At 45.7% G+C, this 20022-nt stretch carries 17 protein-coding genes; 9 read left to right on the top strand and 8 right to left on the bottom strand.

Annotated elements, in window-relative coordinates; all coding sequences use genetic code 11:
- The first annotated feature begins 574 nt into the window (after positions 1–574).
- Positions 575–2413, top strand: coding sequence for an autotransporter assembly complex family protein (locus MHN00_RS08380; RefSeq protein ID WP_239300904.1), 1839 nt, complete (start codon positions 575–577; stop codon positions 2411–2413).
- Complete coding sequence (locus MHN00_RS08375) at positions 2410–6282, top strand: translocation/assembly module TamB domain-containing protein (protein WP_239300902.1); 3873 nt, start codon at positions 2410–2412, stop codon at positions 6280–6282. The genes MHN00_RS08380 and MHN00_RS08375 overlap by 4 nt, the downstream gene beginning before the upstream one ends.
- 42 nt (positions 6283–6324) lie before the next feature.
- Here MHN00_RS08375 and MHN00_RS08370 read toward each other — a convergent pair whose 3' ends face one another.
- Positions 6325–6945, bottom strand: a complete 621-nt coding sequence (locus tag MHN00_RS08370; protein WP_110289584.1) for a hypothetical protein — start codon at positions 6943–6945, stop codon at positions 6325–6327.
- Positions 6938–7444, bottom strand: a complete 507-nt coding sequence (locus MHN00_RS08365; protein ID WP_014980752.1) for a sigma-70 family RNA polymerase sigma factor — start codon at positions 7442–7444, stop codon at positions 6938–6940. The genes MHN00_RS08370 and MHN00_RS08365 overlap by 8 nt, the downstream gene beginning before the upstream one ends.
- Positions 7445–7654: 210 nt before the next feature.
- Here MHN00_RS08365 and MHN00_RS08360 point away from each other — a divergent pair, with 210 nt between their 5' ends.
- Complete coding sequence (locus MHN00_RS08360) at positions 7655–7930, top strand: hypothetical protein (protein ID WP_014951413.1); 276 nt, start codon at positions 7655–7657, stop codon at positions 7928–7930.
- A gap of 16 nt (positions 7931–7946) precedes the next feature.
- Here the strand turns inward: MHN00_RS08360 and MHN00_RS08355 are convergent, their stop codons facing one another.
- From MHN00_RS08355 to proB, 4 genes are all read right to left on the bottom strand, one after another.
- Positions 7947–8849: an EamA family transporter gene (locus MHN00_RS08355; protein WP_049586437.1), complete on the bottom strand. Its 903-nt coding sequence runs from the start codon at positions 8847–8849 to the stop codon at positions 7947–7949.
- Positions 8850–8858: 9 nt separating this feature from the next.
- The gene (locus MHN00_RS08350) at positions 8859–9875 is read right to left on the bottom strand and encodes a D-2-hydroxyacid dehydrogenase (protein WP_239300900.1); all 1017 of its coding nucleotides are present in this window, start codon (positions 9873–9875) and stop codon (positions 8859–8861) included.
- A gap of 3 nt (positions 9876–9878) precedes the next feature.
- Positions 9879–10316 (bottom strand): thioesterase family protein, encoded by a 438-nt coding sequence (locus tag MHN00_RS08345; protein ID WP_014951416.1) that lies wholly within the window; start codon positions 10314–10316, stop codon positions 9879–9881.
- 125 nt (positions 10317–10441) lie between these two features.
- Positions 10442–11542 (bottom strand): glutamate 5-kinase, encoded by a 1101-nt coding sequence (gene proB, locus MHN00_RS08340; RefSeq protein WP_069945230.1) that lies wholly within the window; start codon positions 11540–11542, stop codon positions 10442–10444.
- A gap of 193 nt (positions 11543–11735) precedes the next feature.
- Between proB and MHN00_RS08335 the strand changes: the two genes are divergently transcribed.
- From MHN00_RS08335 to MHN00_RS08320, 4 genes are all read left to right on the top strand, one after another.
- The gene (locus tag MHN00_RS08335; RefSeq protein ID WP_239300898.1) at positions 11736–14198 is read left to right on the top strand and encodes a M1 family metallopeptidase; all 2463 of its coding nucleotides are present in this window, start codon (positions 11736–11738) and stop codon (positions 14196–14198) included.
- A complete protein-coding gene (locus MHN00_RS08330; RefSeq protein ID WP_239300896.1) occupies positions 14188–14772 on the top strand; it encodes a DUF6702 family protein in 585 nt (194 codons plus the stop codon). The genes MHN00_RS08335 and MHN00_RS08330 overlap by 11 nt, the downstream gene beginning before the upstream one ends.
- A 284-nt stretch (positions 14773–15056) precedes the next feature.
- Positions 15057–15476 carry a hypothetical protein gene (locus tag MHN00_RS08325; RefSeq protein ID WP_239300895.1) on the top strand — a complete coding sequence of 140 codons (420 nt, stop codon included), beginning with the start codon at positions 15057–15059 and terminating at the stop codon, positions 15474–15476.
- 375 nt (positions 15477–15851) lie between these two features.
- Entirely contained in the window at positions 15852–17219 is a 1368-nt protein-coding gene (locus tag MHN00_RS08320) for an AarF/ABC1/UbiB kinase family protein (RefSeq protein WP_239300894.1), read from the top strand.
- Positions 17220–17393: 174 nt separating this feature from the next.
- Here the strand turns inward: MHN00_RS08320 and MHN00_RS08315 are convergent, their stop codons facing one another.
- Positions 17394–17702 (bottom strand): DUF6482 family protein, encoded by a 309-nt coding sequence (locus MHN00_RS08315; protein ID WP_014951422.1) that lies wholly within the window; start codon positions 17700–17702, stop codon positions 17394–17396.
- 90 nt (positions 17703–17792) lie between these two features.
- On the bottom strand, positions 17793–18185 hold the full coding sequence (locus MHN00_RS08310) for a hypothetical protein (protein WP_014977824.1): 393 nt from the start codon (positions 18183–18185) through the stop codon (positions 17793–17795).
- 381 nt (positions 18186–18566) lie between these two features.
- Here MHN00_RS08310 and MHN00_RS08305 point away from each other — a divergent pair, with 381 nt between their 5' ends.
- Positions 18567–19427 (top strand): DUF3014 domain-containing protein, encoded by an 861-nt coding sequence (locus MHN00_RS08305; RefSeq protein WP_014977825.1) that lies wholly within the window; start codon positions 18567–18569, stop codon positions 19425–19427.
- Positions 19414–19998, top strand: a complete 585-nt coding sequence (locus tag MHN00_RS08300; RefSeq protein ID WP_202941495.1) for a DUF1285 domain-containing protein — start codon at positions 19414–19416, stop codon at positions 19996–19998. The genes MHN00_RS08305 and MHN00_RS08300 overlap by 14 nt, the downstream gene beginning before the upstream one ends.
- The last annotated feature ends 24 nt before the right edge of the window (positions 19999–20022 follow it).

The following is a 20022-nucleotide window of genomic DNA, read 5'->3' as shown; positions in this document are numbered from 1 at the left end:
GGCAAAAAACTCGAAGTTAAGTTACACAGAGTATACTCACTCATGCCCAGATGTACAAAAACAAAGCAATGCTAGGCTCTATGTTCAGTGAGTGGATGTGCCAGATATGTTCTGAAGACGGGCATTCTAGTTAGGAAAATACGTTGAATGCATGCTATACCAATCCGCATAGATCATTACCCACTCAGCGAGAGTTAAAATGTTCGTAATCGCGGCGTGTTACCGCAGGTATAGTGGTCTACATCAAGGTGACACAACAAAGAGTACGGACATTTTAAACTCGCCCTTCGGGAAGGTCTGGCAAGCTTCCTAGCTTCATTCTGGGAATTTGAAAGGGAACAGCCATTCCTGCATTCCCACGCTTTGCTAGGAAACTTGCCAGCGCCTTCTGAGTGGGTAATGATCTATGCGGATTGGTATTATTTACCGACGTCAGCGCAATTATTTGATCTCTCGTCGTAGTTTGCGGATACAAATTGCAAATGTGGTATCATTAACCACAGACATAATATGGATTTTACCATCAAGCGGTAAGCTTCACAGCCCAGCGTTACCTTAAGGACTTAGCCTTTTCATGCCTTCGATTTGGAGCGGGCTTGCCAGTTTGCAAGACCATCTTTTCCGACAATTTATGTTTAGAATCACCAAAGCAGTCCGAGTTTTGGTGGGCAGTACATTGTGCACGCTAGTGTGTGCTCTCTTTACTTTTTCACATGCCCAAGACCCTATTTCCTATAACATTCAGGGCGTAGAAGACGACAAACTGCGTAATAATATCCGCCTGCATTTAAACAGTCTCGACGTGGAAAAATCGTTGCTTACTGACCCTTACTGGCAAGATGAAGTGGGTGAAACGGTAGCGACAGCGGTTCAACCCTATGGTTATTACAACAGCGAGACCAAGGTAAGTATTGAAGAGGGCGACAAGGTTACAGTGAACGTTGCTTTGAATGCGCCGCTTACCATAAATAAGGTTACTCGCGAAATAATAGGTGCGGGACGTGAAGATAAGGCTTTCAGAGAACGTTTTAATTCACTAAAGCTTAAAGAAGGCGACGTGTTAAACCAAACCATTTACGAGTCGTTTAAGTCGTCCATGTTTAACTACGCCTTATCTAATGGCTATTTTGATTATTTTTGGCAGGCGACGCGCCTCGACCTAGTGCGTGACGAAAAACAAGCAAACGTACTTTTGATTGCGCAAAGCGGGCCCCAGTACCAATTTGGAGAGCTAAAATTTATTGGCGATGACAAGGCGAAAGCCATCATTGAGCGGCTAAAGCCTTTTCAAACAGGCGATGCGTACTCTTCAGCAACACTTGCCGATTTCAACAGAAGCCTTAATCAATCTGGGTATTTTACCCGCGTTATTGCACGCCCGGTTGTAAGTGAGGCTGATGGTTTGCTGGTACCGGTTGAGGTATCGTTACTTCACAGACCCACAGACGCATTTAACGTTTCTGTTGGCGCAGCCACTGACACGGGCCCACGGGTTCGCTTGGGATGGGAGCGTCCTTGGGTGAATAGTAAAGGGCACTCTGTTTCATCTGATATTTTCATTTCAGCGCCAGAACAATCAGTGACTGCCGACTACCGTATACCTATGAGAAACATAACGCGGGATTACGCGAGTATAGAGGCGGGTTACCAATTTATAGAGTACAGCAACACTTCCTTTGAGAGTGAAACCTTATCTTTGTCTGCACACCGATACTGGCAACATGACAATTCACCATGGCAACACGATGGCTCGGTGACCTATCTACGTGAAACTTATGATCAAGGGGAATTGAGTACAAATACCACGTCCCTAGTATTACCCGGGTATTCGTTAACCTATCGCGATAAAGACAGTGAGCTCAACATTAATAATGGTACCTACCTTCAAATGCTCACTCAAATAGGCAAAGAAGGTTATGGTTCTGATATCGATTTTGCAAAGGCAGTAGTTGAAGCCACGCTTATCCGTACCTTTAACAATGTGCACAGAATAACCATACGCGGTGAAGCAGGGGTTATTAAAACCAATAGTTTTGATGAAGTGCCAACGTCGTTGCGTTTCTATGCAGGGGGCGATAAAAGTGTTCGCGGCTTCGACTATCGCGAAATTTCTCCGACAGCTGAAGTCATTGATCCAGAAACAGGAGAACTCATTGTTGACTCTATTGGAGGGAAGTACCTTGCTACATCGAGTGTAGAGTATGCCTATCAAGTGGCAGATAATTGGAGAGTGGCAGCGTTTGTTGATGCAGGTACAGCAACAAACGACACCAGCACAACGCTGACATATAGCGTTGGACCTGGTGTACATTGGCTTTCACCAATTGGTCCAGTCAGACTTTACGTGGCAAGAGGCTTTGCGCCAGACGAGAATACATGGCAGTTACATATTTTGTTGGGGCCTGAGCTATGAGAAAACGTACGCTTTCGGCTATTTTACTTTCACCGGTTCTTATACTTGTCGCGTTGTATGCCGTTTTGATAAGTCCCTTAGGCGGCACTACCGTTAAGTTACTGGCCAACACGTTTGTTGAAAACCTCTCCATCGATGCCATTGACGGTGGGTTTGCTGACACACTAGAAGTGCATAATGTGGAGTGGGAAAACCCGCAATGGAAGGTGTCTGCACAATATGCCTACATTGATATTACCTGGCGTTGTTTGTTTGAGCCTAGAGTGTGTGTCAATGAAGTCACGCTGGAAAACGCTACGCTCACACAGCGCTCAAACGCGCCTGACTCTTCCGATGATGCACCTGCAGGTGGCCAGATTGAATTACCGCTGCCTATTGATGTTGGGTATTTAGCGCTAACGAATATCAAACTTGCTCTACTTACGACAACAGTAGAAATTGATGAACTAGAGCTAACCGATTTTGAAGGAAATAGCGACCTCATACTTGACAGCATAGCCGCGAAAGGTGTTCGCATTGCTCTGCTAAACCAAGATGAAGCTGCCAGCTCTTCATCGGCAGCCATGACCAATGCATCGGAAACTAATAGTGAGCAGCCTGCTCCCAAAAAAGAACAGGCTCCAAGTGCTGATAGCGCTTTGCCTACGTCATACTCACTAAGCTACGACGTCCCCGTACTACCAAATATAGCTACGCCTATTCCTTTGTCTCTTGGTACTTTTTTAGTAGAAGATCTACACATAATTCAAGGGGAGAGCAAACAACACATTTCACTCATCTCGCTGTTAGAGGCTCACTTTAAGGGCAGCGATGTCGCTATTGAAGAAATGACCGTTGTACATGAACAAGGTGAGGTGAAAGGAAAAGCGAGCGCAACACTTGACGGAAACTTCCCATTAAATGTGGCTATTAACGCGAAAACGAAGCTTGGCGACACACCACAAGAACTGAGTGTAGCGGCCGCGGGTGCGTTGGACGACTTAACGCTGTCAGTTGTAGCCAAAGGCGCGGTAACCGCAAACGCTAACCTAATGGCCAACATTCTAGACAGTAACCTTCCCATAGAATTCACTGCGAACTGGCAAGAACAAGCCATACCGACACTGGAAAACACTACGCTCAAAGAAGGACAGTTAACGCTTTCCGGCACCATGGGTGATTACGTACTTAAAGGAGCAGGCGCAGCTACATTGCCTGACATTGGCAATGTACCAGTATCACTTGATGTGGTGCTGAAAAAGAACAATATTTTTGTTAATCAAGCCAATATAAACGCTTTGGATGGGAGCTTAACCAACACTGGTACCCTTTATCTAAATGAAAGTATCGCGTGGGAAGGTAAGACAACGCTTAAGAATGTATCAGGGCGGCAATTCAGCACTTATGCGCCTGAAAAAATTAGCGGAGAAATAGACAGTATATTGCAATACTCTGAGCGCGGCGGATTACACATGAGCCTAAGAGATATGACTGTCTCGGGTGTACTTCAGGGCAAACCGCTTCAGGTGAAGGGGAATGCGGTTTATGCTGGCCCCAGCGACTTATTCGTTACTAACGTCAATATCATTCAAGAACACGAGCAAGAGCGAAACACGATACGCGCCATTGCTCAGGTACTGAATAAGCGTCATTTAAACGCAAATATTGCGATAAACGTTAACGCTATTTCAAGCCTATACCCAGAAGTGACAGGTGCGGTAAGTGGCAATATCACAGCCGCCGGTCCTTGGCAAAATCCAAGTGCTAACGGCACACTCGCCCTATCTAATATCGCTGTGTCACCCAATTTAAATGCCTCTGCCGCGCAGCAAGGACCATTGAACGGCGAAATCAAAGTTAACGGTACCTATCGCGACCACACCGCAGATATTGACCTAGCTGTGCCCAACAATAATATTGGGCTGTCTTTAAAAGGTGCATGGACGAACAATCACTGGGTGGGGGAAATTAGTGATACCGCATTGAAGCTCGCGAATATGCAGTGGACGCTATCAAGCCCGTTCAGTGTAGATATAGGCTCCACACCTATAACGGCTAAAATAGGTCAGCACTGTTGGACCTCTCGAAAAGAAGGTGAGCTGTGTATTTCAAACGTGAATTATCAACAAAACAAAGCCAGTTGGGATATCAGCGCGACGGCGCTGCCCATCGGCTTGTGGGCGAACGAGTTAGCGCCTACTGTTGTTTCAAGTCCCTCACAAGCAACACTTACCGTAAAAACCAAAGGCAGCTACTCAGCTAACGATCCCATCGATGCCACATTTACTGCGTCTATGAGTTCTGCGCCATGGCAACTTGGTGAAACGCGCCCGCTAACGCTCACTATTAACTCCATAGAAACTAAAGGAGAGATAAAGCAGGGGCAGTTAGCATCAACATCTGTGATCTCAAGCCAAGATGTCGGGGATGCAACACTAACCTTAAATACCCGTCCTTTCGAATCGCGTATACCACTCGATGGTAAACTAGAGATGCAAGGGCTTAATGTTGCACCATTCAAACCCCTTTCCCCTGCTATCAGAACCCTTACAGGAAAGTTAAACGGGAACGTATCGTTGAGTGGTTACATTGACGACCCTACGCTTAACGGTGAATTGACGGTTTCAAATGGCGCTATCGATATACAAGATACACCTGTGACACTGGCCGATTGGAATCAAAAAGTATCGCTTAATGGTCAAACCGCTGCTCTAGACGGCACCTTCTTACTAGGCGGAGGAAAAGGGGCGTTAAAAGGCGAGTTAGACTGGTCATCCAACCCCAGTGCGACATTTAATTTAAAGGGAAACGGTTTCGAAATTCGTCAGCCAAACATTCGACTCAAGGTATCACCGAATATCGATATCGCCGCCACAAAAGAAAAAGTGGACGTGAGTGGCGAGGTAAATATTCCTTGGGCGAGAATTGAAATAGAGTCGCTACCTGAGAGTGCTGTTTCCCCATCAAAAGACGTGCACCTGCGTGGCGAACCGGATAGAGAGGAACCGCTAGATATCGTCCACGCTTCGGTATTGGTCAACATCGACAAAAACAAAACCGAAGAAGTAAAACTCGAAGCGTTTGGCCTTACTGCAAGTTTGTATGGTGGCATTCGCGTAAACACTCAACCTGCACTTGTGGGCTATGGTGACCTTCAAATTTTAAATGGTCGATACAACGCTTACGGACAACAGTTAATTATTCAAACCGGTGAAGTACAATTTAACGGCCCAATTGACCAACCTTTGTTGCTGGTCGAAGCCATCCGCGACCCGGCTAAAACCGATGACGACGTAATTGCAGGTATCCGAATTGATGGCGCGGCTGACTCGCCAAGTATTAACCTATTCTCTGAGCCTGCGATGGATCAACAGGGTGTATTGTCATATCTACTCACAGGTTCTGGACCGAACTCGGGCACACAAGATCCTAACTACGCTGCGCTGCTGGTAGGTTTTGGTTTATCCAACACCAAAACCCTGACAGGACAAGTGGGAAGCGCGCTAGGTATTGATGATTTTAGTTTAAGCACTAACGAAGATTTACTGTCGGTAAGAGGGCAGATAAACGAGCGATTATCTGTGGAATACAATGTGGACGTTGGTCTAAGTAACAACGACGCCAATAGCACACTACGACGCAGACAACTACCGCCTGACTTGGCGGTAAAATATCAGCTTCTACCTAGTTTATATTTAGAAGCCATTCAAACCACACTGGAAGACCAATCTGAGTTCGCGTTAGACCTTTATTATGAGTTTTTCTTGGGTGATAACAGAACCCGTAGAGATAGTGATGAAGACGACAGTGAATCTGACGAGTCCGATGAAAGCGCAGAGCAAGATCTGAAAGATAATGTGAGCACTCCGAGCACAAGTAATAACAATTAAGCGCTCAAAGTCAAAACATCGTACTTTTGCACTCATGCGCCCTTAACGCTGCTGTGCCATCTTCTCAAGCGTTTCGAGTTGACGCTCAAAACGCTTTTGTCTTTTGCTCGCCCACACATACCACACTAGCATTACAACGCTCATGGACGTCATAACTATAGCCATCTTCATGACTTTCTCTGGGGTAAGCTCCCCATAAAAATAGCGCTCCACCAGAAAGGCACATCCAAATAACACTGCAGTCCATGTCGAGTGTTTAGTGATTACAGCAATCTTCACGTTATTCTTAATTTGCTTTATTAGCTGCGTTAGGTGGTCAGCGGTTTGAGTGTCTTTTGAAAATGCAGCCACTCTTCTTAACCACAGCTGATAAACAAGCAGGGGAAGAGCCGTGACCAACATAAAAACAAACATCGCGTGGGCGACAAAAGTGAACTTTTCCCAAGTAACAACTAGCAAGTAGATCGCTGGGATAAACGCTAAGGAGTCAACCAACATATACCAGCGTTGCTTGGTTCGCTCGCTGCTTAAACTGGCTTTTACTTCCGAGAGGTTGATAGTCGTAACTGGCTGAGCTTGCCATAGCGCAGAAAGGCCATCATTTTGCGCATCGTCTACTGATACGGGCGGGTTCGTTTGATTCTCTTTATCTGAATTATGCATGCGGTTGCTCCTGCATGATACTTTGCTTGGCGCGCTTTAATATCACACCAACATGATTTTTAGTCAGACCACAGACGTCTGCAATTTCATCGTAACTTAAGCCTTCAAGAGAAAGCGTTAGCACTTGTCTTGACTGCAATGGAAGTGCCCGTACCGCGCGAAGTAGGCGTTCTAATGACTGGTGTTGACTAGACATTTCCTCTGGTGAGTGGGTAGTACTCGCGAACCCGTCAGAGCCCAAATCATCGTGGTCATATTGATGGGTATCGAGACGCTTCACTTGATTTGCTACGTGAGTAACTGCGCGGTTATGAGCTATCTTCAAAATATAGGTTTTCACGCTGCTATCGCCCTTGAAGCGAGACAGCCCCTGCCAGACGGCAATAGCAATTTCTTGCAATAATTCTTGCTGCATCGCTTCGTTTGCTTCATAGCTGTTGGCTACACGGCTCAGTATTGCCCCGTATTGCGCAAAAACATCTTCAAAACCCTGCCCCAACGTCACATCCCTAATCACAAAAACTGTTGTTATTTTATTGTGTTACTTCTATCAGTCTGCCCCCACGAATTTTTATTACAAACTTTTTTCGTCAATGCTGTAATTTTTTTAAGCAACAAACGACTAGTTAAAACAGTAAGTGCAGTAACGTGCGTTTAGGGCATTTTCCCTAAAAGCCTTCAACCTTGAAATTTGGATTAGGAAAAAATTATGTCTACGTTAAGTATAGTTTTGTTAATTGGCAGCCTGACGTCGCTTGTGCTTTTGGCAAGCTACTTAGACGCAAAATTTCAGTGGCGACTAAACGACTGGATGAACGGCGAGTGCAGCAACCCGTTCGTTAAAAGCGTGACCGACAAACAGCAGCAGCGTTTAGAGGAAAAAGATGCGCAGATTGAAGCTTTGATGGCGCGAATCGAAACCCTTGAAACCATTGTTACCGAGCCTGCTTACGAACTGAATAAGAAAATCAACGCGCTCAAATAAACGGTTTTACCAGCTCCTAGCTCGACACCGGTGGGCGACGCATAAAGCGAGGAATTTTTCCCATTGCAATGGCGTTGCCTACCAGCACAATGACCACCCCAACCACAGATAAAACGCTCCAGGTATAGCCTTCGAAAAAGGTGGAAATAACCAGTGCAACCATGGGGTATACCAAGACCACATATGCAGCCTTGTCAGCGCCCATTTGCTTTAACAGTTTCATGTACGCGCCAAACGCAAACACAGAGCCAAAGATAGCCAGATAAAGCAGCGACAGATAGAACTCGGGTTGGGTAGGAATGACCAACTTACCCGGCATTGCCAGTGAGGTGATGAAAAGCAGCACCATGGCATAGCTCATGGCATAGAAGTTCATTTGGATAACAGGCGTACCCGAGGTCAAAATACGCTCGGAGATAACGTTACCTGTTGAGGCGCAGAAAAAGCTGACAAACGCTATAGCGAGGCCGGTGGCAAGCGCCGCATCCATGGAGACTTTGGAAAACTCCGGCACAAACAAACACACAATGCCCAGCAAGCCAAATGTCGCACCTATAACCACTTCTTTTCTTATAGGCTCTTTAAGCCACCATCGCCGAAGCACAACATTAATGTAGATAATACAAGAACTCATAAGGGCTAACAGCGCGCTAATTATGTGCGCTTGCGCCATATACAGCAGCGTGTAATTTAAGCTGTATAAAAAGAGACCGACTGCGGCCATTTTCACATGAACATGTACCGGTAGCTTAAGCGGCAAACGCCTAATAACACAGTAAATCCCTAAACAGGCCGACGCCAATAAATAACGCAGCGCAATGGCAAACGTTTCAGAGGTATGCCCTATTTGGTAAGTGATGGCTATCCAGGTTGAGCCCCAAATCAGGCAGCACAGAGCAAATAAGGTTGCGTTATTCATAGTGGTGTTCTAGCCCTGGGGAGCTGATAAACAAGAAGATAAGTGGGCAGATAAATGGTCAATAGCACTATCTAGCAGTTTTTGCCTAGCGCCATTACCAATCCACGCATTATGCGGCGTTACCAGCAAGTTAGGTAGTGCCTCTTTAAGCAATATATGATCAACAGGCGGAGGCTCGACACTTAGTACATCTAATCCCGCGCCACCAATTTGGTTGTTTTTAAGCGCATGATAGAGTGCCTCCTCATCAATCAAACCGCCGCGAGCCGTATTAATGAGAAAAGCGGTTGGCTTCATCAGCGACAACGTCTCGGCATTAATCAGCTTATCGGTGGCTTCAGTAAGCGGGCAATGAAGACTTACCACATCGGCATTTGGTAAAAGCGATGCAAGACTTGGACGAGGGTCGTCTTGTTTACCTGGGCGAGCAGCGATACTCACCTGCATACCCATAGCCTTAAACAATGCCTCTACACGCTTGCCAAGCTCGCCATGCCCAACAATTACCGCATGCTTACCCGCCAATTCCACCACGGGATGATTGAGTAAGCAGAAATGAGAAGATGCAGACCATGCTTGGTTGCGTATATCGCGCTGATACGTCACAAAATTGGTGGCCAAATTCAACGCCAAGGTCAACGTATGTTGAGCAACGCTATCAGTGCCATAGCCCTCTACATTTTGAACGGTAATACCAGCCTGTTCGCAGTAATCACGGTCGATATTGTTCATGCCGGTCGCAGTTACACCAATATAGCGAAGCTGACTGGCCTGCTGTAAATCTTTGGCTTGTAGCACGACTTTGTTAACCAGCACAGCATCGGCATTTTTAATGCGCTCGGCCACATCTTCGGCTTGAGTTTGTTGATGAAGTGTAATCGCGGCGTCGAAATTGTTTTGTACGTCATCGAGTGAAGAGGTATCAAGACTGGGCAAATCCATGGTTTCGGCGTCTAGAAAGACAACCTGCTTTTGATTGCCGTTGCTCATCGCTTGTGATGCATTGTGTTTCGTCATTTTTGCCATGCTCTACATTACTTCCACAATCGACTCTAACGCTGTTTTCACATTAACAGGAATAGGAATGGCCTTGTCGGTTTTTCTATCTACAAACACATGCACAAATTGGCCATGAGCCACGCGTCGCTTATTCTCTCCGGCATAAACCGATAGACCATAAGTCACTGAACTTCTACCAATTTTGATAACGCGCAAGCCTACAAAAATGTCTTCAGGGTAGGCTGCCGGAGCAATGTACTGACACTGACTGCTTACCACATACGCCACGGATTGCCCGTTGTGTATATCTAGCCCACCTTCTTCAATTAAAAAACGGTTTACCGCGGTATCAAAGAAACCATAGTACACAACATTGTTGATATGTCCGTACGCATCATTGTCTTGCCAACGCGTGGCGATAGTGACTTTGTAAGGGTAGTCGGCAAGTGTAGGTGTGATATCAGTCATGATCGTCCCTTAGTGAATAAATGTATCGCTTTGTTGTTGGCGCAAATAATGAAAATCGATGAACGACTAACGCCAATTAATGTTTAATGTGCGGTAGTCTATTGCAGCGATTCTTTTGGGTAGCGCTATGAGTAAAGCACCATATCGTCACGGTGAATGGCAACATCCGTTGTTTCATAACCTAACACACTGGCAATTTCTTTCGACTTTTTCCCTTTTATAAGCGTTAAGTCTTTTGCGTTATATAAGCAAAGCCCCTTGGCAATAACTTCTCCTTGGCACACCACTTCAACAGCGTCGCCTTGTTCAAACAAACCGACGACATCAACAATACCCGATGGCAGTAATGATGCACCTTTTCGCACTAACGCCTCTTTCGCACCGCTATCAACTTCTATTCTGCCAGCGGTTTTTAGAGTATGGGTAAGCCACAGTCTGCGCGCGCTGGCGGGAGTGCTACTAGCATTGAATAGGGTTCCCGGCACTTTACCTTCAAGTAACGCATCGAAGGTTTCGCCTTTTCGCCCGTTTACAATAAGAGTTTGAATACCGCTACTGGTGCACTTATCTGCCGCTTCAATTTTTGTGCGCATGCCGCCAGTTCCTACCGCAGTTCCAGCGCCGCCGGCAAGGCCGTAAATAGTGCTGTCTATTTTATCTACCTGTGGAATGAGTGTGGCGCTGGCGTCTTTTCTTGGGTCTGCGGTAAATAAACCGTCGATATCTGAGCAGATAATGAGGGTGTCTGCTTGGGCGACCAGAGCGGTGTAAGCACCCAAGTTATCGTTATCACCCACTTTGAGTTCGTTGACAGCTACGGTGTCGTTTTCATTCACAATAGGTAACGCATTGTGATTCAAAATTTCGCGCAAGGTATTTTTAATATTTACGTAGCGGGTTCTATCGCGTAGATCATCCGCCGTTAACAATACTTGTGCACAGGGAAAGTCGAAAAAGCGCTGCCAGTTGGCCATCATTAAATTCTGGCCAATCGCAGCCATAGCTTGTTTTTCTGCAATAGATGCGTTGTGACGAACCTTCACTTTGCTGCGGCCCGCGGCAACACTGCCAGAAGAGACAAGAATAATTTCTTTGCCAGCTTCGCGACTAGCAGTAATAAATCGAGCAAGAGACAGTAAATAACGCCCACTACACTCATTGCCTTCAGGAGCAATAAGCGCACTGCCAACTTTTATAACGGCACGTTGCCAATTAAAACGGTTCATAGGGGGAAGAAAAAAGAAAACAAGAGCTTAAGAATACGACAGTTAAAGCGCGAAACAAAACGATCTGTTACAGTTTTTTTGCGTTAAAACATGGTTAGTTTACGGTCAAAAAATTGGATTGTGACAGGCATACTTATATACTAGGCGGTGTTATCTTATAACAATTCTAACTTACAAGTTGCAAGGAACCTGCATGAGCACCGCAAAACGACACTTTTTCTGGCTAGCGCCAGTGTTGTCTATGCTGATTTCTCTTCCTAGTACCGCCGCTATTAAACAAACTAAAGGCGATTTCGAAGATAAATTCCGTCAGCTGGACGAAGTTCTTCCTACTCCAAACGTATACCGTAACGCCGCTGGTGAGCCAGGCCACCAATATTGGCAACAGCAAGTAGATTACGATATTGACGTAAAGCTACTTGAAGACAAACGCCGCATTGAAGCAAGCGAAACCATTACTTACCACAACAACGCGCCAGACACGCTTAAGTACTTGTGGATCCAGCTTGACCAAAACAAATTCCGCGACGATTCAATGTCTGCGCTTACTACCACGTTTGGCGGTATCGGTAACCGCGGGCCGGGTACGCAAGCTGCTAGCGGCGATGCGCCAGCTAAGCTAAGCATGGGTGCATTGCGCCGTCAGCAGTTTGTTGACGACAACGAGCTGGGCTATACCATTTCTCGAGTTGAAGACAAAGCGGGCAATGACTTACGTCACACAGTAGTTGGCACCTTAATGCGTGTTGACTTGGCTCAACCGTTGAAGCCAGGCAGCAAAGTTACGTTTGATATCGATTTTGCGTTTAACATTGTTGAAGAAGACGCTGTTTCAGCACGTGCAGGTTACGAGCATTTCCCAGATGACGAACGTGAAGGTGGTAACGACATCTTCTTGCTAGCACAGTGGTTCCCACGCCTAGCTGCATACACAGACTACGAAGCATGGACTAATAAAGAGTTTATTGGCCGTGGCGAGTTCACGCTAGAGTTCGGTAACTACGAAGTAGATATTACGGTTCCGGCTGACCACATCGTATCGTCAACTGGTGTGCTTCAAAACCCGAAAGACGTGTTAACTAAAACACAGCGCGACCGTCTGAAAAAGGCAGAAAAAGCTGACCGTATCGTATTCATTGTTTCACCAGAAGAAGCAATTGAGAACGAAAAAGAAGGCACGACTAAGCTTAAAACCTGGACCTTTAAGGCAGAAAACGTACGTGACTTTGCATGGGCCTCTTCGCGTAAATTTGCGTGGGATGCGCGTGGTTATCAGCAAGGCGGTGACACTCAACCATTGGTAATGGCCATGTCTTTCTACCCGAAAGAAGGTGGCGAGCTATGGCAGAAGTATTCTACAGAATCAATCATCCACACCATGGATGTTTATAGCCGCTTTAGCTTCGATTACCCATACCCAGTAGCCCAATCAGTAAATGGTCCAGTTGGCGGCATGGAATACCCCATGATCACCTTCAACGGCCCGCGTACAGAGCTTCGTGACGATGGTTCACGCACGTACTCGCTTGCTGAGAAACGTTTCCTTATTGGCGTGGTTATTCACGAAGTAGGTCATATCTATTTCCCTATGACAGTTAACTCTGACGAGCGCCAGTGGACATGGATGGATGAAGGTCTGAACAGCTTCCTAGACGGCGTTGCCGGTCGCGAGTGGGATCCTACGATCCCTTGGGGCGTTGAGCCACGTGATATCACTGGCTACATGAAGTCTCAGACGCAGGTGCCAATTATGACCCAGTCTGACTCAGTACTTCGCCTTGGCCCAAATGCCTATACCAAGCCTGCAGTAGCGCTTAACATTCTTCGCGAAACTATTCTTGGCCGTGAGCTGTTTGATTTCGCGTTTAAAGAGTACGCGCAGCGTTGGATGTTTAAACGTCCTACACCATCAGATTTCTTCCGCACTATGGAAGAGGCGTCAGGCGTTGACCTAGACTGGTTCTGGCGTGGTTGGTTTTACACCACAGACCATGTAGATATTAGCCTAGACAGCGTATACAAGCTTCGTTTAGACACTGAAGATCCAGATATCGATTTTGCTCGCGAGCGCGAAGCAGAAATGGAAAAACCGAAGTCACTTACCGACCTTCGTAATAAAGAAGAAGGCAAAAAGCTTTGGGTAGATCGCTTTGAAGATATCAGTGACTTCTACGACGAAAACGATCGTTACACCGTAACTAACAAAGAGCGTAACAAGTACAAGAAATTCTTGAAAGATCTTGAGCCTTGGGAGCGTAAAGCGTTTGAGCGTGCGGTGAAAGAAGACAAAAACTACTACGTGCTAGATTTCAGCAACAAGGGTGGGTTGGTGATGCCAATCATTCTTGAACTAACGTTTGAAGACGGCACGAAAGAAGAAATGCGTATTCCTGCGGAAATCTGGCGTCGTACACCTAAAGCCGTAAGCAAGCTTATTGTTACCGACAAAGACAAAGAGCTGGTAAGCGTAACCGTTGATCCGCACTGGGAAACCGCAGACGTAGATGTGGAAAATAACCACTACCCGCGTCGTATCATTCCTTCGCGTATTGAAGCGTATAAGAATAAGCCGCGTAACACTTACGAGTACCGCGACCTTATGCACGACTCAAAGACCGAACTGAAAACCAACGACGAGGACAAAGATGACGAATAAGTTGTCTTTGGCTCGCTTGCAGCAGAACGCTCATGCTCTGCTTGCTAGCGTAAGTGCATTCGCAATTACGGCTGCGCTATTAGTTAGCGCAGTGTCGTACAGCACTGCAGCCCAAGCGCATCAAATAAAAGCAGCAATTACCACGGTACTGTTCAATCCTAGAACAGAAAATATTGAGGTGATGCACCGCTTTAATTTGCACGATGCTGAACACGCGGTTAAGGCGCTGTTCGACAAGCACGCAGATATTATGGACGACATAAAAACGCAGCAACAATTCGCTGATTACGTCGCCCACCACTTTGCAATTTTAAATGCAGCAGGCGAGCCATTAAAGCTTGCTGATGTTGGCTTTGAAGTTGAAGGTAAGCACTTTTGGGTTTATCAGGAAACTGCTGAGCCGCCTGTACTTGAAGGCATTAAAATTCGCCATGATGCATTGCGTGACTTGTGGCCGAAACAAGTGAATACGCTAAATGTAGAAGGCAAGGGTGATATCAAAACCCTGACCTTTGCTGATAGCGTAAATTTGCTGGAAGTAAGCTTTAAAAGCCAAAATAGCGACCATCACTAATACCTAACGGTATAAGTTTATGAAAGCCCACCCGCATTCCTTGTCAAACGGCAGTGATTGCGGGTGGGCTTTTTTGTTTACGTGCTTCACGGTGTTCTTGTAGATAATGGATGCCTACCTCAGCCTTTGCCCCCTCTAATTCGAGCGCCGCATTCGAATAGGGAAAATCCTAAAACACGTTTTCTAATTGTCGTGTGAGACCGAAGTCGTATAGTCATCTTGGCATGCATGCTCTACCTTAATTGTGGATAAACAGTTACTAAATTCAGTTAATGAGGTACATCATGACCCATAGCGCTACATCACCGTTGCCTTCACAGGTCAAGAAACCCCAATCAAGAAGTGAGCGTAGTGCACGAAAACTACGTGCATCTAAAGCAGCTCAGTGCGCTGTTCAAGCAGAAAATGCACAGCAAACGCAAGATGCCGATGCAAAGAACGTCAAACAAAACAATGCGTTCGCTGATAAGAAAAATATCATGTGGGTGCTGTTAAGTGGCGCAATGGCGCTAACCTTTGTCGTCATGCTGTTTTTGCCAGATACAGGGATGGGCGGCGGCCTTGTTTCCACCTACTCTGCCATGCTTTGGTGTGGCTTTTTTGGTGCAGCACTTTGGCGTTATAGAGCGACAAGTGGCTGGGCTGGGTTTGCTTATGGAAGCGTTGTTGGACTAGTGATTCAATTTATTTCACAGATAATCTAGCACACAGTGTTTATACAATTGCCTTATGCAACTCGCCTAGTAAGAAACCGCTGAGCGACTAGGAACGGCAAGTCCACATTTCTTTTAAGTACATTATGGGCAATCTAAACGCGGCTTTTAAATCAGACTTCTGTTTAAACAGAAGTCTTATCCGTTGATCGCCCTGTTGGCAACCTCACTTCCTAAACATTAAGTCCTGTTGATCTTTGATGTACAGCAATGGTCAACAGATCCTCAATGACTTTGGGCTGGAAACCCGATCCAGACGTTTTGTCCGACAGTATAATTTATAAACTCTAGTTACTTTTTTAGGTTATGTTTAGCCAATAACAAACCAAACGTTCCCCTTCGTCTTTAATAAAACTGAGTGAGCCTATGGCAGAGAAGCCCAATAAATCCGCTGAATCACCAACCCGTTCTAGTAGAGCGGTACCGACGTCGCGTTTATCGCGCATAGGCCGCTTGGGCTCATTGGCAGGTAGAATTGCAGGTAACGTAGTATCACAAGGTGCAGGACAACTGTTAAAGGGCGAGAAGCCCGCGTTGTCTTCGCTGCTCTTAACGCCCAAAAACATTTCAAACATTGCAGATCAGCTTGCCAGTATGCGTGGTGCAGCTATGAAGCTCGGGCAGCTTATTTCAATGGATGCAGGAGATTTTCTCCCCGAAGAGCTTGCGGTAATTTTAGGGCGATTACGGGATGATGCTGACCCTATGCCAAAAGACCAGCTAATTGTCACGTTGAATCAGTCTTGGGGCGAAAAATGGCAAGATGACTTACTTTACTTTTCCTTTGCCCCTATAGCTGCGGCCTCTATTGGCCAAGTGCATAAAGTCATTACGATGGACGGTCGGATGTTAGCAGTAAAAGTGCAGTATCCTGGCGTGAAAAAAAGCATAGATAGCGATGTAGACAACGTAGCTACACTTATAAAACTTACTGGCTTGGTACCTAAATCATTAGATATCAACCCGCTTTTACAAGAGGCTAAAGCACAGCTTCACCAAGAAGCTGATTATGTGCGAGAAGCTGACATGCTCAACCGTTATCGCGCGTTGGTTGAAAGCACCGACATCCAAAACAAGGGGAGTAATGCGTTTGTCATTCCGCAAACCTTTGCTCCCCTTACCACCAGTACCGTGTTAGCGATGGATTTCATAGAGGCGCAAGACTTAGATGCGCTATTAAACGAGCCTCAGGACGTCCGAGATGCCGTGATGACGGCGCTAATGACTTTATTTTTTAATGAAATTTTTCATTTTAAGCTGCTGCAGAGCGACCCTAACTTAGCCAACTATCAGTTTAAACCCGATACAAAAGAAATCGTTCTGTTAGATTTTGGTGCTACACGGGATGTGCCTGACGCCATTTCAGCCCAGTATCAAGCGTTACTCAACAGCGCCGCAGCCAACGATAGAGCGATGATGCAGCAAGCCGCGTTTCGCATAGGATTAATTGACGAAAGCCACTCTCAAACGCAAGTCGACGCCGTCATAAACATTGGTATGGAGGCGTGTGAAGCGATTCGCTGCGAGGGCGCTTATGACTTTGGCCAAAGCGATCTCATTGCAAGGCTTCACGAAAAGGGAATGGCGCTGACTATGGAGCACAATTTTTGGCATACGCCGCCAGTAGATGCCCTGTTTATACACAGGAAGCTAGGTGGCTTATTTCTGTTGGCTAAACGATTGAAAGCTAAAGTAGATATGCGAAAGGCAGCAGGCACATGGCTGAATCTATAACCTGCACTTCGTTGGTGTGTTAAGCGAGTAGGAAACTACTTATTACACAGCTTATCTATCGTTTGGATCGGTTTTGCGGTGCTGTGCCATGTTTTACTGTGAAAACGTTGCGCTGCAACCTTACAGAACTCAAATAGGACCCACTTCAAGAGCCTATAGCACTCGTACAACAGTCTAGTAAGGCAAATCCATGCTGAACGGTAACGCCATCTGCTCTTTACTTTTTGGCGGGTTGCCAATCATTTCATCGTAAGGCGTATCGTGCTTCATCACCGCCTGCTGAACATGACAATGCGCGAAGGCTTCGCGAATGTGGCCGGCACTAAAAAAACGCATGGGCTTATCTTTGTTGTCGTAAAGCATGCCACTCTGACTGCCGATAGTGAGATAAACCAGGTAAACATTCATCTCATACGACTGAACTTCCAGATAATCTATCGCGGTAGGCGACTCTTCAATATCTCGAAAATAGAACTTCTGCATTTTTCTACCTCATGAACCAAGTATGCACCTTGCACGCCCTATATTCTTATTTAATGACGGAAGTTAGGGCGAAAAAGCAAAATATATACGTTAAGCAAGGTGCTCAGGTTCATTAGATAGATCTAGCGGAGGTCGGTGGTTTTTAAACCGTACTGCATTTGCCAACACCAGCAAGGATGTAAGAGAGCAGGCACTGTATAGGAACGCCGCCGTTCCCATTCCAGAAGCAATCCATAGTAATGGAAATACCAGCAACCTAGGGCCTTCAACAGCTAAAGCGACTTTCGCTTTAGACAGTATAAAGCCATTTTGTATACTCATAACAATGACAGTCGCTACAGCAATGATCTGATGCTTAGTTGACAAGTTATTGATATTTAAAAGGAGATAAAGCATTACTCCCAGCATGATTAGATGCTGCATAACACTGTAGCGTTTTACTGCTCGGTGTAATTTAGGGTGATACTGTCTAAACTTACTCACGCTAATTATCCTATAAGGGCACATTTAAGTTGAAACGGGGTCGTGAGGCTCGAAATATTCACTAATTATTATAGATAACAACGAGCTAGCATTTGCTTTTCAATGACTAATCAACACATTAGTACACAAACCCAATTTGTTAAACATTTGTTTTAAAATTATTTTTGCATTTACATAATATCGAATGTGAATGAGAAGAAAAAATGAGGGTTTTCCACTAAATTTGTATAAAAAGAAATCGGAAAGTGACTTTTTTACGTTAAAAAGTGTTCAAAATAAGGAATTTACAATCTAAGGGAACATTTCTCTTGATTGATTTTCTAAATTTGGGTGTTATCTCTGGTAGTATTACCAAAAGGATAGTTTTGTAGCGGAGTCATTATGAGCGAATCGTCGGAAAAGAAATCGTTAGGCCCACACTTTATCATTGTAGGCATCCTTCTTGTTGTTATTCTGGCTGTTGTGTTTTGGCCCAGCGACGATGAGCCTGAGCCAGTAGTTACGCCTGAGCCCGAAGTGACTGAACCTGAAGTGACTACGCCAGAAGAGCCTGAAGTATTTGAGCCTACTCAGCCAGCCCCAACAGTAGAGCTTGAGGAAAAAGACGAGGTTGAGCCGCTTCCAGAGCCAGTTGAACCAGAACCGGAACCTCTGGATACCAGCGATCCTGCGGTGAAAGCTTCACTTATTGAGAGTTCGTCTGCGAGCGAAGAAACCGTTAACCGCATGCTGGTTGATGAAGGTCTAATTCAACGCTTTGTGGTGTCGGTTACGAATCTAGCAAATGATGAAATGGCGCCTAATCACCAGTTACTAACGCCACCTGAGCAGAACTTCCGCGTATACTCTCAAGCAGGCAAGCAATGGATTGATGCAGCAAGCTATAAACGTTATACACCATACGTAGATATGTTGGAGTCATTCAACAACGAAGCACTGCTTAACATATACGGTATTTATAAAGACGATATTCAGGCGAAGTACGCCGAAATTGGAAGCCCTGACCAAGACTTCAACAGCGTATTGCTTGAAGCGATTGATCAGCTTCTTGATACACCTGAAGTGCCGGTTCCTGTAGAGGTTTACACCGACTCGGTCGCCTACAAGTATGCTGATGATCGTCTAGAGAGTTTAAACGAGCCACAGAAACAACTTCTTCGTACTGGCCCAGATAACATGCGTCGCATAAAGGCAAAGCTACGCGAACTGAAAGTATTGGTTGAAGAGCGTGGATCTAACTAGATTTCAGCAGCAGCTTAAGGGCACGTCGTCAAAAGCGCGCCCTTTACCTCCTGTTGAACAATGGAACCCCGATTTTTGCGGTGACATTAATCTAACTATAGCGCTTGATGGAAGATGGTTTTATGAAGGCAGTCCTATTGGGCGCGCAAGCTTGGTTCAGCTTTTTGCTTCGGTGTTAAAGCGGGAAGGTGACAAGTACTTCTTAGTTACTCCCGTAGAGAAAGTAGGCATTACCGTTGAAGACACACCTTTTCTTGTAACTCAATGGCATAGAGAACAGGGTGAATCAGCAAGTGACAGCACCTATGTGTTTACCACACAAACAGGCGACATTGTAAGGTTAGAGCGTGCTGATCAGCTCGAACTTCGCGTTCCGCCTAAAGCCATACAAGATCCAGAGGCAACGCCCATTCCCTACCTATGCGTTCGCAGAAACTTGTGGGCAAGACTACATCAAAATGCCTATTATCAACTGCTTGAACAAGCTGATGAAAAACCGGATGAAGCCGGCACGCAATTTAGTATTCAGTCAAACGGCATCACCTTTATTTTAGGTGAAGTAAGCAACTAGCCTACTTTGTTGCTTCTGTCTCTT

The sequence above is a fragment of the Alteromonas sp. Cnat2-8 genome (genome assembly GCF_022348355.1).
In the GTDB taxonomy this organism is placed as follows: Bacteria; Pseudomonadota; Gammaproteobacteria; order Enterobacterales; family Alteromonadaceae; genus Alteromonas; species Alteromonas macleodii.
Note: the sequence above shows the minus strand (reverse complement) of the source record. Positions and strands in the feature narration are given on the sequence as shown.

Bases quoted from the DNA above. Each gene is read 5' to 3' on its own strand.
- MHN00_RS08380 (WP_239300904.1), top strand. From the start codon at position 575: ATGCCTTCGATTTGGAGCGGGCTTGCCAGTTTGCAAGACCATCTTTTC.
- MHN00_RS08375 (WP_239300902.1), top strand. From the start codon at position 2,410: ATGAGAAAACGTACGCTTTCGGCTATTTTACTTTCACCGGTTCTTATA.
- MHN00_RS08370 (WP_110289584.1), bottom strand. From the start codon at position 6,945: ATGCATAATTCAGATAAAGAGAATCAAACGAACCCGCCCGTATCAGTA.
- MHN00_RS08360 (WP_014951413.1), top strand. From the start codon at position 7,655: ATGTCTACGTTAAGTATAGTTTTGTTAATTGGCAGCCTGACGTCGCTT.
- MHN00_RS08355 (WP_049586437.1), bottom strand. From the start codon at position 8,849: ATGAATAACGCAACCTTATTTGCTCTGTGCTGCCTGATTTGGGGCTCA.
- MHN00_RS08350 (WP_239300900.1), bottom strand. From the start codon at position 9,875: ATGGCAAAAATGACGAAACACAATGCATCACAAGCGATGAGCAACGGC.
- MHN00_RS08345 (WP_014951416.1), bottom strand. From the start codon at position 10,316: ATGACTGATATCACACCTACACTTGCCGACTACCCTTACAAAGTCACT.
- proB (WP_069945230.1), bottom strand. From the start codon at position 11,542: ATGAACCGTTTTAATTGGCAACGTGCCGTTATAAAAGTTGGCAGTGCG.
- MHN00_RS08335 (WP_239300898.1), top strand. From the start codon at position 11,736: ATGAGCACCGCAAAACGACACTTTTTCTGGCTAGCGCCAGTGTTGTCT.
- MHN00_RS08330 (WP_239300896.1), top strand. From the start codon at position 14,188: ATGACGAATAAGTTGTCTTTGGCTCGCTTGCAGCAGAACGCTCATGCT.
- MHN00_RS08325 (WP_239300895.1), top strand. From the start codon at position 15,057: ATGACCCATAGCGCTACATCACCGTTGCCTTCACAGGTCAAGAAACCC.
- MHN00_RS08320 (WP_239300894.1), top strand. From the start codon at position 15,852: ATGGCAGAGAAGCCCAATAAATCCGCTGAATCACCAACCCGTTCTAGT.
- MHN00_RS08315 (WP_014951422.1), bottom strand. From the start codon at position 17,702: ATGCAGAAGTTCTATTTTCGAGATATTGAAGAGTCGCCTACCGCGATA.
- MHN00_RS08305 (WP_014977825.1), top strand. From the start codon at position 18,567: ATGAGCGAATCGTCGGAAAAGAAATCGTTAGGCCCACACTTTATCATT.